A 14,996-nucleotide genomic window follows, 5' to 3' on the forward strand; every position below is an offset into this window, starting at 1 on the left:
TTTTATTCAAAATTGCAAAGTTTTCTCAAAATATGACCGCTTGCAAGCGGTCGTATTTTACACGAATATTGACAATTAATCCTTACCCACATGAAGAATTGCCAAAAATGCTTCTTGTGGCACTTCTACGTTACCGAGAGATTTCATTCGTTTTTTACCCTCTTTTTGTTTTTGTAGCAGTTTCTTCTTACGACTTACATCACCACCGTAACATTTTGCTAATACGTTTTTACGCAACTGTTTTACCGTTGAGCGAGCAATGACGTGGTTACCAATTGCCGCTTGAATAGCGATATCAAATTGCTGACGAGGAATCAGCTCACGCATTTTTTCTACTAATTCACGCCCACGATAAGCCGCATTTGCACGATGAACGATAATCGCCAACGCATCAACACGCTCGCCATTAATCATAATATCCACACGCACCATATCTGCAGTTTGAAAACGTTTGAAACCATAATCAAGTGAAGCATAGCCACGCGAGGTGGATTTTAAACGGTCAAAGAAATCCAACACTACTTCGCCCATCGGGATCTCATAAGTTAACGCGATTTGGTTGCCGTGATACACCATATTGGTTTGCACGCCTCGCTTTTCCACACACAGGGTAATCACGTTGCCTAAGAACTCTTGCGGCACAAGCATATTACATTCTGCAATCGGCTCACGAATTTCCGCAATATTATTAATGGCAGGTAATTTAGATGGGCTATCAACATAAATGGTTTCGCCACTGGTTTCTACCACTTCGTAAACTACGGTTGGCGCGGTAGTAATCAAATCAAGATCGTATTCACGCTCTAAACGCTCTTGAATGATCTCCATATGCAACAAGCCTAAGAAGCCACACCGGAAGCCAAAGCCCAACGCACTTGAGGTTTCAGGCTCGTAGAAAAGGGATGCATCATTTAGGCTTAATTTGCCTAAGGCATCACGGAAGGCTTCATAATCGTCCGAACTAATCGGAAATAAACCTGCGTAAACCTGTGGTTTTACCTTCTTAAAGCCAGGTAATACTTCAGTTGCTGCGTTGTGATGATGAGTTAAAGTATCACCCACTGGAGCGCCTAAAATATCTTTAATCGCACAAACGACCCAGCCTACCTCGCCAGTTTTAAGTTCTGCGGTATCCACTTGTTTTGGTGTAAAAATACCAAGGCGATCGACGTTGTAAGACTGACCTGTACTCATCACTTTGATTTTATCGCCTTTTTTCAGTACACCGTTTTTCACGCGTACTAAAGAAACAACGCCTAAATAGTTATCAAACCAAGAGTCGATAATTAACGCTTGTAACGGTGCGTCAGGCTCACCTTCTGGGGCTGGAATTTTTTTGACAATATCTTCTAAAACATCTTCAATGCCTAAGCCTGTTTTTGCTGAACAACGCACTGCATCAATCGCATCAATACCAACAATATCTTCAATCTCTTCTGCCACACGCTCAGGCTCGGCGGCTGGTAAATCGATTTTATTTAAAATCGGCACAACCTCTAAATCCATTTCAATTGCGGTATAACAATTCGCCAACGTCTGTGCTTCCACGCCTTGGCCTGCATCAACCACTAATAAAGCACCTTCACAAGCAGCAAGCGAGCGAGAAACTTCATATGAGAAATCCACGTGCCCTGGCGTATCAATAAAATTCAGCTGGTAAGTTTCGCCATCTTTCGCTTTATAGTTTAGGGTTACACTTTGTGCTTTAATAGTAATTCCACGCTCACGCTCAAGATCCATTGAATCTAATACTTGAGCCTCCATTTCACGGTCTGATAAGCCGCCACAAGTTTGAATTAAGCGGTCTGATAAAGTCGATTTGCCGTGATCGATATGAGCGATAATCGAAAAGTTACGAATATTTTGCATTTTCATCGGGCAGTTAATGTCCTGTTTTGTTATTTGTTTATCAAAAATTAATCGGGGAATTGTACTTGAAATACAAGGTTTTGCAAAGAAAACAAATAGCAATAAGCGGTTATTTTTTCCTAAAAATGTGCAAATTTCTTGAGAAAAATGACCGCTTGCACTCACCCTAATTGCAAATAATTTCCCGTAAATATAAAAAATATTGAGCAATCACAAATTTTTATTGTAAAATCCATAAGTTTTTTTAATTCATATTACACAGGTAGGAAATTATAATGCAATTCAGAGAAATCAACCCTTCCCCACGTTTATTAATGTGCCCTGGCCCAACAGATGCTGACCCACGTGTTTTGCGTGCAATGTCTGCACCCATTTTAGGTCAATTTGATCCAGAGTTTACCTCATTAATGAACGAAACAATGGAAATGGAACGCCGCTTATTCCAAACGAAAAATGAGCAAACTTATGTAGTCAACTCCACCTCTCGTGGTGGCTTAGAAACTGTTCTAACCGCAGCGATTTGCCCAGGCGATAAAGTATTAATTCCTGCATTTGGTCGTTTCGGTTATTTATTAAATGAAATTTTAGCTCGTAGCGGTGCAGATATTACCATTATCGAAAGAGAGTGGGGAACCGTATTTGAACCAGAAGAAATTGAAGCAGAGTTGAAAAAAGGCGGCTACAAAGCCGTTGCAATTATTCACGGCGAAACCTCAACCTCTATGATGCAACCGTTAGAAGAGATCGGCAAAATCTGTAAACAATATGATGCCATGTTAATTGTAGATACCGTTGCAACCTTAGGCGGTGTAGATATTCGTGTGGATGAATGGGGCATTGATGCTTGTATCGGCGGTACACAAAAATGTATTTCCGCCCCATCAGGCACAGCTTTAATCACTTATAACAAACGGATTGAAGAGATTATTGCAAAACGTAAACGTGTGGAAAAAGGCATTCGTGCAGAGTCTGATGTAGATGGCACATTACCGCCAATTCCAAGTAACTACTTAGACTTAGCACAACTACAAGATTACTGGAGCCCACGCCGTTTAAATCACCACACAGAAGCCACTTCTGCACAATATGGTGTACACGAAGCGTTACGCATTATTTTACAAGAAGGCTTAGAAGCTCGTTTTGCTCGCCATATTTTAAACGACAAAGCATTATGTGCAGGTTTAGAAGCAATGGGTTTGAAAATTTTTGGCGATCGCAAACATAAAGCCCCCGTTGTAACGGCATTCCACATTCCAGAAGGTATGAGTGGCCCAGCATTGCGTAGTGATATTTTAAACCACTTCGGTATTGAATTAGCCACCTCATTCGGCCCCTTAGATGGGAAAGTAATCCGTGTGGGTAATATGGGCTTTTCAAGCCAAAAACGTAACGTACTTTTAACCTTAGGTGCGTTAGAAGCCGTACTTTTAAGCCATAAAGTAAAAGTGCCTTCAGGCGATGCGGTTGCAGCTGCCTTGGCAGTCTATAAAGAGGCTGATAAATAACCACCTTCCTAAATTTACAATACAACTCACTAATAATTAATACTGTGGATATTTATCCACAGTAAAACCGCAGAAACTCAAAATATTTTCACAAATTTAATCTTTTCCTATTTTATTTAATCAAATTAAATATTATGATACGGAGCATTTCTTTTTTTAAGAATGAAAAGTAAAAATTTTAATGAGGAAATTTTGATATGCCAAACTTTAGTTTTACCCCCCCCGCCTGTATAAAAAACACACAAAAGAGTTCCCTGCTGTTACCTTGCTTACCGCTCTGATAGGGCTTAGCCAAGTCTCTTATGCCAATCCACTTCCTTTAGGCAACACCGCTGGCACCAATAACCTTGCTGTAGGTGAAGGTAGTTTCGCGTCAGGCACAGGTTCTCAAGCAATCGGCAAGAATGCCATTGCAACCGGTGGTAATATCTCCCCCAAAGAATTCAATGCGGAGTTAGAAAACTTCCGTGATTTAGTTAATCAAATTGAAGAGTTACGTACTCAAATTGCTGAACAAGAAAAACAAGGCTCTGTTAATCAACAATTACAAGATGCTTTAAAGAGTCAGATTGCTCAATATGACACTATTTTAGAGCGTGTACGTGAAAAACAAGCACAACAAGTAACATTAGCCAATAGAGTTATACCAATTCGGAAAGAATTAGTTAATAGAAGAAACCAGTTACTAGAATTGCAAAATAATTTTAATACTAGTTTTTTACCAGGAAAAAATAAACAAGAAACATATCAAAAATTTACTACAGTAATAGAATCATTAGACTGGACTAAATTATCAAAAACTAATGGGGTAGATCAATTAGCAACAGACTTAAAAACTAAAATTGAAACTGATTTCCCTAATATTAATCTTTCAAATGACAAATATAAAGATCTCATTGAAGGTTATCGCAATATTCAAGGTAACTTAGTAAATGCCATTCCTGACTTCCTGAATAGAGTTAAGGATGATTTTGCTATAAAGACATCAACATATAATAAATACCTTACTTATGATACCTATTACGATGCTATTAATAGGTGGGCTAATTCTACTTTTAACTATCGAACACTAAATGGAATTTATTATGATGATAATCTAACTTCAACAGAACTCATGCGGGCATTTGTGACTCAAAAAGATGATCGAGTTATTTCTGCTCTAGGTGATACTGCACGCTTAGTAAATCCTAAACCTGATAGGCGGGCTGAAAATTACCATCTTGTAGTTGCAAAAATGTCCTATGAAAACCTAGTAAAAGAATTATCTAATAAACCTGACTCTACATTTCATAAACTGAAGAATCTATATGGAACCGATGGTAAATTCTTTATTGATCGAGATGATAATTCATTGGAATTCTTAACAGCACCTGCACTTAAAAGAAGTTTAAAAAACTACAAAGAAATGCCATCCCCTAGAGATCTGTCTTGGCAATTTACTGCTGTCAACGATGCTATTGCACAACAAACATCAAACATTACTGAAGAACAAATTGTTGATTTAGAAGAAGCTGTGGCTAATTTCAATAACTTCAGAGATTTAATTGATTATAATAGCGATGCGTGGATCTTTGATAAAGAAGAATATCGCACTTATATGAATGATAATGTAATTCCTTTTATGAATAAGGTAGAGGAATATACTGTAACATTAAGAGCTTTATCCAAAAATAACTTAAGTGAAGAGGAGCGTAATACCAAAACAGCTAAAGCGATTGAATTAAGAAAATATCTCAATCAACAAGCAAAAAATCCTAAAAGTTATATTAATGGATTTGTACCTACCGATTGGATTCCTGAAATTAAAGATCAAATGACAAAATCCAAAAATCTATGGTTAAAATATGAAGAGGAAGCCAAAACAACATTAAAACCATACAAAGAAAATACAGTATCTAGTGCTATACAAGATGAAATCAAGAAAAAAACGGCTGAAATAGCTACTAAAGCACGAGAGGTTGATGATAAAGAAAGGGAGATCGAGAGACTTGAAAACCAAATTAATGCTTTAGCTTTAACTGGTGAAGAAAAACTTGCGGAAGATGTGAAAAATGATTTAACCTCAAAGCTTGATGAGGCTAAAGCAGCCTTAGCAAAAAACCAGCAAACGCTCAAAGAAAAGCGTGATGAATTACTAGGGCTAAATAACCAATTAGATAACTCACCACTGGGTAAAAAAGGTAAAAATGCACTTGCAGAAGGCACGAATGCCTTTGCTTCTGGTGAGAATGCCATCGCATTCGGCACGGATTCACAAGCTACGGGTAATAATGCTATCGCACTAGGTGCAAATTCAAAAGCAAACGCAGAAAGTGCGATTGCAATTGGTAAAGGTGCACAAGCATTAAAAGAAAAAGCCCTTGCTTTAGGCGAAAATGCCATTGCCAACGGGGCATCTGCTATTGCGATTGGTGATAATGTAGGTGTTTCTGGTGAAAAAGCCGTAGGTATTGGTTCAAATGCTATTGTATCTGGCAATGGGGCAATGAGTATTGGTTCTGATAATCTCGTTTTGCATAAAAATGCAGTAGTTATTGGTTCAAATATTACCCAAACAGCTGAAAACTCAGTAAATTTAGGCAATGAATCCGCAACAACCGTAAAACTGACACCTGAAACGGCTGGCACAACGCAATACGCACATGCCGAGATTTTAGGTGAGATCTATAAATTTGCCGCCTCAGAGCCTGCTGGAGTCGTGACTGTTGGGGCAAAAGGTAAAGAGCGTCGTATTCAAAATGTTGCTGCAGGTTTAGTTTCTGAAACCAGTACTGATGCAGTAAATGGTAGCCAATTATATGCCGTAGCCAAAGCAGCTAATGAAGGTAAACTCGGTGCGGTAAAATATAAAACGACTGAAACGACTACAGGTACGACTAAAGGTGTAGTAGAGATTGCTACCCATTTAGGTGGTGATGAAGTTAATATCCAAAATAGCTCTGGCACGGCTCGTCGCCTAACTGGCGTTTCTGAAGGTCTTGCACCAACAGATGCGGTAAATAAACAACAGCTTGATAGTGGATTAGATACTCTAACCACAGCAGCTAATGAAGGTAAAATCGGTGCAGTAAAATATAAAACGACCGAAACTGCTACGGGTACTAAAGGTACAGTAGAGATTGCCACTCATTTAGGTGGTGATGAAGTTAATATCCAAAATAGCTCTGGCACGGCTCGTCGCTTAACTGGCGTTTCTGAAGGTCTTGCACCAACAGATGCGATAAATAAACAACAGCTTGATAGTGGATTAGATACTCTAACCACAGCAGCCAATGAAGGTAAAATCGGTGTTGTAAGATATACAACTACAGGTGTAGTAGGGATTGCTAACCATTTAGATGGTAATGAAGTCAATATCAGCAATAAGTCTGGCAATACTCGTCTCTTAACTGGACTTTCTGAAGGTCTTGCACCAACAGATGCGGTAAATAAAGCACAACTTGATCGTGAAATAGGTGTAGTAAATAACAAAATCAGTGGTGTAGAAAACAAAGTCGGTAATGTAGTTAGCAGAGTCGGTGATGTAGTAAACAGAGTCGGTAACGTAGAAAACAGAGTCGGTAATGTAGAAAACAAAGTCGGTAATGTAGTCAACAGAGTCGGTAATGTAGAAAACAGAGTCGGTGGTGTAGAAAACAAAGTCGGTAATGTAGTCAACAGAGTCGGTGGTGTAGAAAACAGAGTCGGTGGTGTAGAAAACAGAGTCGGTAATGTAGAAAACAGAGTTGGTGATGTAGAAAACAAAGTCGGTAATGTAGTCAACAGAGTCGGTGATGTAGAAAACAAAGTCGGTAATGTAGTCAACAGAGTCGGTGATGTAGAAAACAAAGTCGGTAATGTAGTCAACAGAGTCGGTGGTGTAGAAAACAGAGTTGGTGATGTAGAAAACAGAGTCGGTAATGTAGTCAACAGAGTCGGTGGTGTAGAAAACAGAGTTGGTGGTGTAGAAAACAGGGTCGGTAATGTAGAAAACAGGGTCGGTAATGTAGAAAAAGAGGTAAAAAACGTGAAAGGTTCGGTATCAAATGCTATCGCAATAGCAAGCTTACCTCAAGTATCTGTACCAGGAAAACGTCAACTCTCTGTCGCTACAGGCCATACCCTTGGTACCACTTCAGTTGCAGTAGGTTTAAATGGCCTTAGTGATAACGGTAGAATATCTTACAAGCTAGGCACATCTGTATCGCAAAACAGTAATTTTGCGGTTGGTGCTGGTATTGGTTTCTCATGGTAAGGAAACATAATGTATTGTATGACTAAAAAAATGAATGCTCATTTTGTAAAGGCAAACAAAATACTTGCTGCTATGTTACTTTTAGCTCCATTAGGTTTCTCTTATGCTGATGAGGCGAGCTTAACAAAATACCAGCAAGCACGTATTGCGGTAACTTATAAAGGTAACGTTGGTGATCTCTCTCAACAACTCGCTGAGAAGTTAGGAATTGGTTATTATGCCACACAGCATAATTCATCTATTCAAGTAAAGTTGAAACAGACCGATAACGATACCTTGCAACATTTGCTCGATCAAATAAACCAGCAACTTAAACAGCAAAATAGTAACCAGCAATTACGCTTTGATATGCTAGATGATAAAGTAGTGTTGGCTTTAGTTGGCAACAATGTCAGTTTAGCTCCAACTCAATTTATTGGGGATGTGGTCTATGATAATAAAGCTCTAGTTCAAGAAGAGGAAGAGCGTAATATTATCTCTGTACCCATAGTTTCAGATCCTACTGAGAAAAAAAGTGAGAAATCAGAAGATGACTCCTCAAAAAAACTTATTGAGAATATCTCAGTACCTCCTCAATCAAATAAAGGATCATATAGCGAGGTTAGCAGTGCTGAAGAAAAAAAGCTCGGTGATATTTTAGCATTGAGTCAAGATACGAAATTAATTAGTCAATATGCTAAACGAAAAGTGCCTATCTATAATGTGGTTAACCAACACGCATTAGGGTTAGAAAATATCCGTAGTACTAAAATCAGTACCTTCTTAATTTTTAAAGATGGCATTGATATGAGTAAATATAAAGTTGAAGGTCAATTTCAGGATATCGCTATCGTAGGTAACGTAGTTGGAATTTTACATCGTCAGAAAACACCGCCGAAGGAAATTTTAATTACAGCGCCTGATAAACAGCAATATAAACTAGCTAAAGCTAATTAAATACCCTTGCTAAAAAACAAATAGGTTAAATTCTGCACTGAATTTAACCTATTTTTATTTACCTATAAAAATAGGTTATAATTTTTCACACATTTTTTGTAATAAACGTATACTTATTCTGTCTAATAGTCACATTTTTAGTTAGGAGCATTTTTATGTCATCATTTTCAACCCAGTCAGCTTGCTCAATGACAGCTTGTAAAAACGGCTTGGGCTTTCTTGTATTACGTCTATTTCTTGCTTATGAATTTTTTGAAGCAGGGTTATCAAAACTAAACGGTGAAAATTGGTTTGCCTCAATTCAAGAGAGCTTCCCATTCCCCTTTAACGTACTACCAGCCGATCTTAGCTGGGCTATTGCTAGCGGAGCGGAAATCTTACTGCCTATTTTACTCGCTTTAGGTCTGTTCACCCGCTTCAGTGCGTTAGGATTAATGATCTTAACAGCGGTAGCGTGGTATGCTGTTCACGCTGGCAATGGCTACAATGTCTGCAACAATGGCTATAAAATGGCACTCATTTATTTAGTGATGTTAGTACCACTTTTACTACAAGGTGCTGGCTCACTCTCTCTCGATTTTCTGTTACAGAAAAAATCCCCAACCAAACGCTGGTTGAAATTCCTTTAATCCCTTAATTTATGGAGAATTTTTTAATGAAAAAAGCAACTTTAATGGCATTAGCTGGTGCATTAACTATGGCAACTGCAACTGTAAACGCTGAAACTAAATCAGTGAAAGCAGATGCTTGTATGGAAGTAAAAGATGGCAAATGTGTAAAAACCAAAGCTACAGAAGGTAAATGTGGCGAAGGCAAATGTGGAGCAACCTCTTCTGAGTCAAAAGCAACCGAAGGTAAATGCGGCGAAGGGAAATGTGGAGCAACGGCACCAAAAGCGGCAGAAGGTAAATGCGGTGAAGGCAAGTGTGGAGCTTCTAAGTAAGTAGCGAAGGTGCGTTTTCTAAACGCACCTAACCTCTTATAAACACAATCTACAAGCGGTTAAATTCCGCTGATTTTTTGCAAATTAAAGGAACAAGACGATGCTAAAATTTACTGGTGCCGGTCTAGGCTATCGCCGTGATCTAGCGGACGGATTTTTATCTCTCACAGATAACAATATAATTAATTTTATGGAAGTAGCCCCAGAAAACTGGCTGAAAATGGGCGGTCAGGCTCGGTATAACTTCGATAAAGTCGCTGAAAAAATCCCTGTTATTATTCACGGTTTATCCCTCTCTCTCGGCGGGCAAGCGCCTTTAGATATGACGCTACTAAAAGGGATCAAGAATATGCAGCAGCAGTATAACTCCTTTTTCTTCTCTGATCATTTAAGCTATTGCGAATGTGAAGGGCATTTATATGACCTGCTGCCAATGCCGTTTACCGATGAAGCCGTACATCACGTGGCAAATCGCATTAAACAAGTGCAAGATTATTTAGGTATGCAAATTTCCCTTGAAAATACGTCCTACTATCTGCATTCACCAACCAGTACGATGAATGAGGTAGAGTTTCTCAATGCAATTGCCCAAGAAGCGGATTGTGGCATTCACCTTGATGTGAATAATATTTATGTTAATGGCGTAAATCACGGCTTGCTTGATCCATTTGTATTTATTGATCAAGTGGATAAATCTCGTGTCAATTATATTCATATTGCAGGCCACGATGAAGATCACGGTGCGGCGGAAGAAGTTAAAATGACCGAGGGCGAATCATTTAATATGGTGAAAGGCGAATTGCGTCATCTGCCAACTTTATTGGTCGATACCCACGGAGAAGCGGTACAAAAAACCGTGTGGGATTTACTAGAGTACACCTATGAACGCCTACCGCATATTCCACCAACACTGTTAGAACGGGATTTCAACTTCCCACCGTTTCAAGAACTGATTAGTGAAGTACAGCACATTATGAGCTTACAGAAAAAATATGCAAAAACGAGGCTAAAAAATGCCGCTTAAACTCGTTGAAGAACACAAACCTTCACTCAAAGAGATTCAAGCCGAGTTTACGAATGCAATTCGCCATAACGATGTAAAGCTGATGAGTGGTAATATCTCTCCACAGCGGCTTGGCGTCTATTCTCGCTTGGTTCGCAATAATACTCTCGGTTTTATCGACCGTTGTTATGTACAGCTCCCTCAACATCTAAGTCCTGAAGAATGGCTTGCAGTCAAAGAAAAATTTATACGAGAAGGTAAGGCTCACTCGCCCTTTTTCCAAGATATTGCTGGCGAATTTCTCAATTTTTGCCGAGAAAATGGCTGTATGCCACCACACTTGCTTGAGTTGATGGACTTTGAAAATGCTCAATTACTGGCTGAGGTATCAATGGCAACCGTACCATCAGAATTTGAATGGGATAACGATACTATAATGCAATTTTCTGGTGCAGCTGAGCTGCGTCAATATGAAACTCACTTTCTACGTAGTAACTTCAAGCAGTTTGAACAAGAACCCAGTAATGTATTAGTTTGGCGAGATGCTGAATTTGGTATTTATCATAATACGCTTGAGGAACTCGATTTTTTCTTGCTCAGCTCATTACAGGAAGGGGCCAATTCACTCAATGGCTTATTTGAAGAACTCCGTGAATTTCTCGACCAAAACACAAATTTGAAAGCCGTATTACAGCAGATTTGGGTAAAATGGGTAAATGCAGACGTGATTTATCCCGTATAGTATGACTTTCTTTTTAACAAAAAAGAAAAGAGAGAATGAAGAATCAAATAAACAACGTTATCCATAGAATATAGATGAATACTCCAATCCTACGACAAATTTCCCCTCAGCAGCTAGAAGAAATCCGACTGCAAATGGTGAAATTTGCCATTTTACATTTAAAAAATAGAGATCTTGCCGAAGATGCGGTACAAGAAGCCTTTGTCAGTGCATATAAATATGCTGATAGTTTTAAAGGTAAAAGTGCATTAAAAACTTGGTTATTTGCAATTTTAAAAAATAAGCTCGTTGATCTACTCAAGACTAAGAGCAAAATGGTAGCTATATCCGAATTAGTCGAACAAGACGAAAAAGATCTCAGCGAGAAATTATTCCACGAAAACGGGATGTGGGATAGTGATGTTTATCAATCCTCCGAATGGAAAAGCACGGATAGCCAAGCTTATTCCGATCAGTTTTGGCAAGTATTTGACCTTTGCCTGAATCATTTACCGCCAAGCCAAGCTCGAGTATTTATGATGCGAAGCCACTTGGAAATGCAAAGCGATGAAATTTGCAGAGAATGCGATATTTCCACTGCAAATCTGCATACACTACTTTATCGGGCAAGATTACAGCTACAAGTTTGCCTAACACAAAAATGGTTTGGAGAATAATATGTTTAATTGTAAGAAATATACCGAGTTAATTTCCTTCTCTTGTGAACAAAAATTGATGTTTAAACAGAAATTACAGCTCGAAGTTCACTTAATGATGTGCTCTCATTGCCGTAGTTTTCAGAAGAATTGCCAAACAGTAGAAAAATTAATGAAAGAGTTTAAATAATAAAATACGATGTCATCTCGTATATGTTCGATATGACAAGAGCAAATCCACAAATTTATATAGCGGCAGGTTTAACCTGCCGCTACATTCAAGAGATAAAGGCCTTTCCTTTGGTTTATTCTAAAATCGTCCCTTTACGGAAAGATGCTGAACTTTTCAATACTTTCATAAGAAAGTAGTAGCTTAAACCAGAAGGAAGTAAACTCACATACCAAGAAAGATCAACCACAATCAATGAGCAAAGTGAACCAATTGTAATAGCTATGATTGCAGCCCAGTTAATCCCTTTGAAAATACCTTCTTTATTATATAAGTCATTTACGTTTAAAGTACGTTTTCTTAAGATGCAGTAATCGACGACCATTACCGCAAAAATAGGGCCTAAGAATGCCGAGTAAATTTTAATAAACAAAGATAATCCATCTGCTGATTCAGCAGTTACCAATTTCCAAGGCATTACACATATAGAAAGAATGCCCACTAAAATGGTGGCATGCGACCATTTCATTTTAAATGAATCCATTAAAATGTAAGATGGCGGAACAATATTATTCAACACGTTTGTCGTAACCTGTGCAAAAGCTATGAATAATAACGTTATTACAGTTAAAAATTTATTATCCATTGCAGTTGCAAATACTTCAATTGGGTCACTATTGCCTGTAGCTGCCGTAACTAACAACCCTATTAACCCCATAAATAAGGTTACAGGGAGGATTGATAATACATAAATCACACCTGTTGCTGTTGGGGTTGTTCCTTTTTTAACGTGGCGAGAATAATCGGAAGCATTTAAAATCATTGTTGAATAAATACCCAAGAATGCTGTAGTTGCAGCCCAGAATGGCATTCCCCAAGTGCCTTCAATATTGGCAAAGCGCTCGCCTATTTCTACAGAGAATTTTGTATTCACAACATAAAGCATATAAGCAAGAATACCGATGAGGAACACACAAGAAACATTTTCCAACCATTTAATACCTTTAAAACCATTAATGGATAAGCCAACTTGAAGAACAGTGAATAGCACATAAACAACAGGCAAGTTATCAAAACCGAACAACAGTTTTAAACACATATTGATAGCACCTGCCCCTACCCAACTTTGGAATCCAAACCAAACGATTGCAGGGACACCACGTAAAATACCAGGAATTTTTACACCTGTTGTACCAAAAGAGCTTCGTAGTTGGATTGGGAACGGAATACCATATTTATGCCCGCTATTGCCAATTAGCACAAGGCCGATAGCAATCACAATACAACCAAACGACATTGCAATAATCGCTTGTGTTATCGTTAACGCTCCAATCAGACTTGCCCCCATAGAAAATGTACCAATAGAAACACAGCCACCTAAAAAACTTGCCCAATAGGAAAAGTTATCCATAATGCGTTCTTTGGTTGGCTGTAAGTCAACATTTACTTCTTTTGCTAACTCAGGGTTAAGTTGTGTGTTGTGTTGCATTGTTATGCTCCTTGTTTTGTTTTAGTAATAAATTTTCCAAAACCTTTGCTGTCGGTGAGTTTCCCATCTTGAGCAATCACTTTACCACGTACGATGGTGCAAACTGGTAAACCTTGACCTTTTTTGCCCACATAAGCGGAGATTTTATTCACATATTGCAGATCTTCCGCTTTAATTTCCCACTGCTTGTTTGGGTCAATAATCGTAAAATCTGCATCAAATCCAACTTGAATATCGCCTTTCTGCCCATAAATACCGAACGCTTTAGCTGGTAATTTTGCCATTACATTTGCCAATACACTTGGAGATATTCCACGCTTTATACAACCCTCATAGAAAGCCACTTGTACACAACTTTGAATGCCACTAATCCCGCCCCATACATCAAATACATTGTTAATTTTTTGACCTAAAATTTCATTGTACTTTTCATCATAAGAACAAGGAGAATGGTCGCTACTAATGCCGCTAAATGTCCCATCTACCACATAATTCCATAGACGATCAACATCAGATTTTGAGCGAAGTGGCGGAGCACATTTGAACAACGCCCCTTTTTCAATCACATCATCTTCACTAAAGCAGAGATAATGTGCACAGGTTTCAGCGGTAATATCATAGCCCTCTTGTTGAGCTTCTTTAATTTTTTGAGCTACATCAGGATGGCTAACATGGCAAATATGCGCCTTACAGCCCGTCGCTTTAGCAATTTCAATAATATTAATGGTGGCAAGCATTTCTGCAATAAGCGGACGGGAATCTAGAAATGCTCTCCAGTCTAAATGCCCTTCGTTTTTCATTCTTTGCTCTTGCCATTTGATGGTGGAAAAATCTTCACAATGGAAGCCAGCACGACCACCAAATTTTTGGATAATTTCCATTGCCTCAACAGTTTGACCATAGTTAAGTGAAGCATAATCAGGAGAAACAGGCCCAATAAAGGACTTTAACGCGACACAGCCTTTATCATTTAATTCACTTAAATGCTCAAAATTACTTGGTACTAAACCACCCCAGAAACAGTAATCGACATACGCATTTGGCGATACTTTAGCCATTTTGGCATCAAATATTTTGCCATTAGTTAAAGCAGGCTCATTTTGCAAAGGCATATCAATAATGGTGGTATATCCGCCAACTGCGGCGGCGGCTGTACCGTGTGCATAATCTTCACGCCATTCATAACCTGGGTCATTAAGATGGGTGTGAGTATCTATTGCCCCTGGAAAAACATAATTTCCTTTAACATCAATAACGTCTTTTGCATCTGGCTCTGTGCCTTCTTCTAAAATAGCAGCAATCTTACCTGAATTAACGGCAATATTACCGTTGAAAACGGTATCGGATAAGACTATCTTCCCATTTTTTATGATGAGATCATACATAGTCAAATACTCCTTATAGTTGTGTTTGTATTAAAATTTATAGGCAATTTACAAGCGGTCAAATTTTAAAAAAACTTTGCAAATCC

12 protein-coding genes are annotated in these 14,996 nt (G+C 38.5%); 9 read left to right on the forward strand and 3 right to left on the reverse strand.

Annotation, left to right across the window (positions count from 1 at the left end; genetic code table 11):
* Nucleotides 1-75 precede the first annotated feature (75 nt).
* Nucleotides 76-1,869: a translation elongation factor 4 gene (lepA, locus tag HV560_RS08420; protein WP_176809037.1), complete on the reverse strand. Its 1,794-nt coding sequence runs from the start codon at nucleotides 1,867-1,869 to the stop codon at nucleotides 76-78.
* Between the two features lie 275 nt (nucleotides 1,870-2,144).
* On the opposite strand from lepA, the gene HV560_RS08425 reads away from it, so the two are divergent.
* The 9 genes from HV560_RS08425 to HV560_RS08480 all read left to right on the forward strand — a co-directional run bounded on the left by HV560_RS08425 (nucleotide 2,145) and on the right by HV560_RS08480 (nucleotide 12,057).
* Nucleotides 2,145-3,374 (forward strand): pyridoxal-phosphate-dependent aminotransferase family protein, encoded by a 1,230-nt coding sequence (locus tag HV560_RS08425; RefSeq protein ID WP_176812645.1) that lies wholly within the window; start codon nucleotides 2,145-2,147, stop codon nucleotides 3,372-3,374.
* Between the two features lie 265 nt (nucleotides 3,375-3,639).
* On the forward strand, nucleotides 3,640-7,608 hold the full coding sequence (locus tag HV560_RS10405) for a YadA-like family protein (protein ID WP_238348717.1): 3,969 nt from the start codon (nucleotides 3,640-3,642) through the stop codon (nucleotides 7,606-7,608).
* A gap of 18 nt (nucleotides 7,609-7,626) precedes the next feature.
* Nucleotides 7,627-8,544 (forward strand): hypothetical protein, encoded by a 918-nt coding sequence (locus HV560_RS08450; RefSeq protein ID WP_176812646.1) that lies wholly within the window; start codon nucleotides 7,627-7,629, stop codon nucleotides 8,542-8,544.
* A 188-nt stretch (nucleotides 8,545-8,732) separates the two neighbouring features.
* A complete protein-coding gene (locus HV560_RS08455; protein ID WP_176809038.1) occupies nucleotides 8,733-9,173 on the forward strand; it encodes an HvfX family Cu-binding RiPP maturation protein in 441 nt (146 codons plus the stop codon).
* 26 nt (nucleotides 9,174-9,199) lie between these two features.
* Complete coding sequence (hvfA, locus tag HV560_RS08460) at nucleotides 9,200-9,487, forward strand: oxazolone/thioamide-modified RiPP metallophore HvfA (protein WP_176810130.1); 288 nt, start codon at nucleotides 9,200-9,202, stop codon at nucleotides 9,485-9,487.
* Between the two features lie 100 nt (nucleotides 9,488-9,587).
* Nucleotides 9,588-10,511: an HvfB family MNIO-type RiPP peptide maturase gene (locus HV560_RS08465; RefSeq protein WP_176808661.1), complete on the forward strand. Its 924-nt coding sequence runs from the start codon at nucleotides 9,588-9,590 to the stop codon at nucleotides 10,509-10,511.
* Nucleotides 10,501-11,232 (forward strand): HvfC family RiPP maturation protein, encoded by a 732-nt coding sequence (locus HV560_RS08470; protein ID WP_176808662.1) that lies wholly within the window; start codon nucleotides 10,501-10,503, stop codon nucleotides 11,230-11,232. Before HV560_RS08465 ends, HV560_RS08470 begins: the two co-directional genes overlap by 11 nt.
* A 74-nt stretch (nucleotides 11,233-11,306) precedes the next feature.
* Nucleotides 11,307-11,888 carry a sigma-70 family RNA polymerase sigma factor gene (locus tag HV560_RS08475; protein ID WP_176810132.1) on the forward strand — a complete coding sequence of 194 codons (582 nt, stop codon included), beginning with the start codon at nucleotides 11,307-11,309 and terminating at the stop codon, nucleotides 11,886-11,888.
* Nucleotide 11,889: 1 nt separating this feature from the next.
* Complete coding sequence (locus HV560_RS08480; protein WP_176810133.1) at nucleotides 11,890-12,057, forward strand: zf-HC2 domain-containing protein; 168 nt, start codon at nucleotides 11,890-11,892, stop codon at nucleotides 12,055-12,057.
* A 115-nt stretch (nucleotides 12,058-12,172) separates the two neighbouring features.
* On the opposite strand, the gene HV560_RS08485 is transcribed toward HV560_RS08480, so the two are convergent.
* Nucleotides 12,173-13,525, reverse strand: a complete 1,353-nt coding sequence (locus HV560_RS08485; RefSeq protein ID WP_176812647.1) for an NCS1 family transporter — start codon at nucleotides 13,523-13,525, stop codon at nucleotides 12,173-12,175.
* 2 nt (nucleotides 13,526-13,527) lie between these two features.
* The gene (allB, locus tag HV560_RS08490) at nucleotides 13,528-14,910 is read right to left on the reverse strand and encodes an allantoinase AllB (RefSeq protein WP_176812648.1); all 1,383 of its coding nucleotides are present in this window, start codon (nucleotides 14,908-14,910) and stop codon (nucleotides 13,528-13,530) included.
* Nucleotides 14,911-14,996 lie beyond the last annotated feature (86 nt).

This window comes from Mannheimia pernigra, assembly GCF_013377995.1.
Lineage (GTDB): Bacteria > Pseudomonadota > Gammaproteobacteria > Enterobacterales > Pasteurellaceae > Mannheimia > Mannheimia pernigra.

What these genes read in the sequence shown, in the direction of transcription:
- HV560_RS08485 (WP_176812647.1), bottom strand. Translation starts at nt 13,525, where the DNA reads ATGCAACACAACACACAACTTAACCCTGAGTTAGCAAAAGAAGTAAAT.
- lepA (WP_176809037.1), bottom strand. Translation starts at nt 1,869, where the DNA reads ATGCAAAATATTCGTAACTTTTCGATTATCGCTCATATCGATCACGGC.
- HV560_RS08475 (WP_176810132.1), top strand. Translation starts at nt 11,307, where the DNA reads ATGAATACTCCAATCCTACGACAAATTTCCCCTCAGCAGCTAGAAGAA.
- allB (WP_176812648.1), bottom strand. Translation starts at nt 14,910, where the DNA reads ATGTATGATCTCATCATAAAAAATGGGAAGATAGTCTTATCCGATACC.
- HV560_RS08450 (WP_176812646.1), top strand. Translation starts at nt 7,627, where the DNA reads ATGACTAAAAAAATGAATGCTCATTTTGTAAAGGCAAACAAAATACTT.
- HV560_RS08425 (WP_176812645.1), top strand. Translation starts at nt 2,145, where the DNA reads ATGCAATTCAGAGAAATCAACCCTTCCCCACGTTTATTAATGTGCCCT.
- HV560_RS08455 (WP_176809038.1), top strand. Translation starts at nt 8,733, where the DNA reads ATGACAGCTTGTAAAAACGGCTTGGGCTTTCTTGTATTACGTCTATTT.
- HV560_RS08480 (WP_176810133.1), top strand. Translation starts at nt 11,890, where the DNA reads ATGTTTAATTGTAAGAAATATACCGAGTTAATTTCCTTCTCTTGTGAA.
- hvfA (WP_176810130.1), top strand. Translation starts at nt 9,200, where the DNA reads ATGAAAAAAGCAACTTTAATGGCATTAGCTGGTGCATTAACTATGGCA.
- HV560_RS08470 (WP_176808662.1), top strand. Translation starts at nt 10,501, where the DNA reads ATGCCGCTTAAACTCGTTGAAGAACACAAACCTTCACTCAAAGAGATT.
- HV560_RS08465 (WP_176808661.1), top strand. Translation starts at nt 9,588, where the DNA reads ATGCTAAAATTTACTGGTGCCGGTCTAGGCTATCGCCGTGATCTAGCG.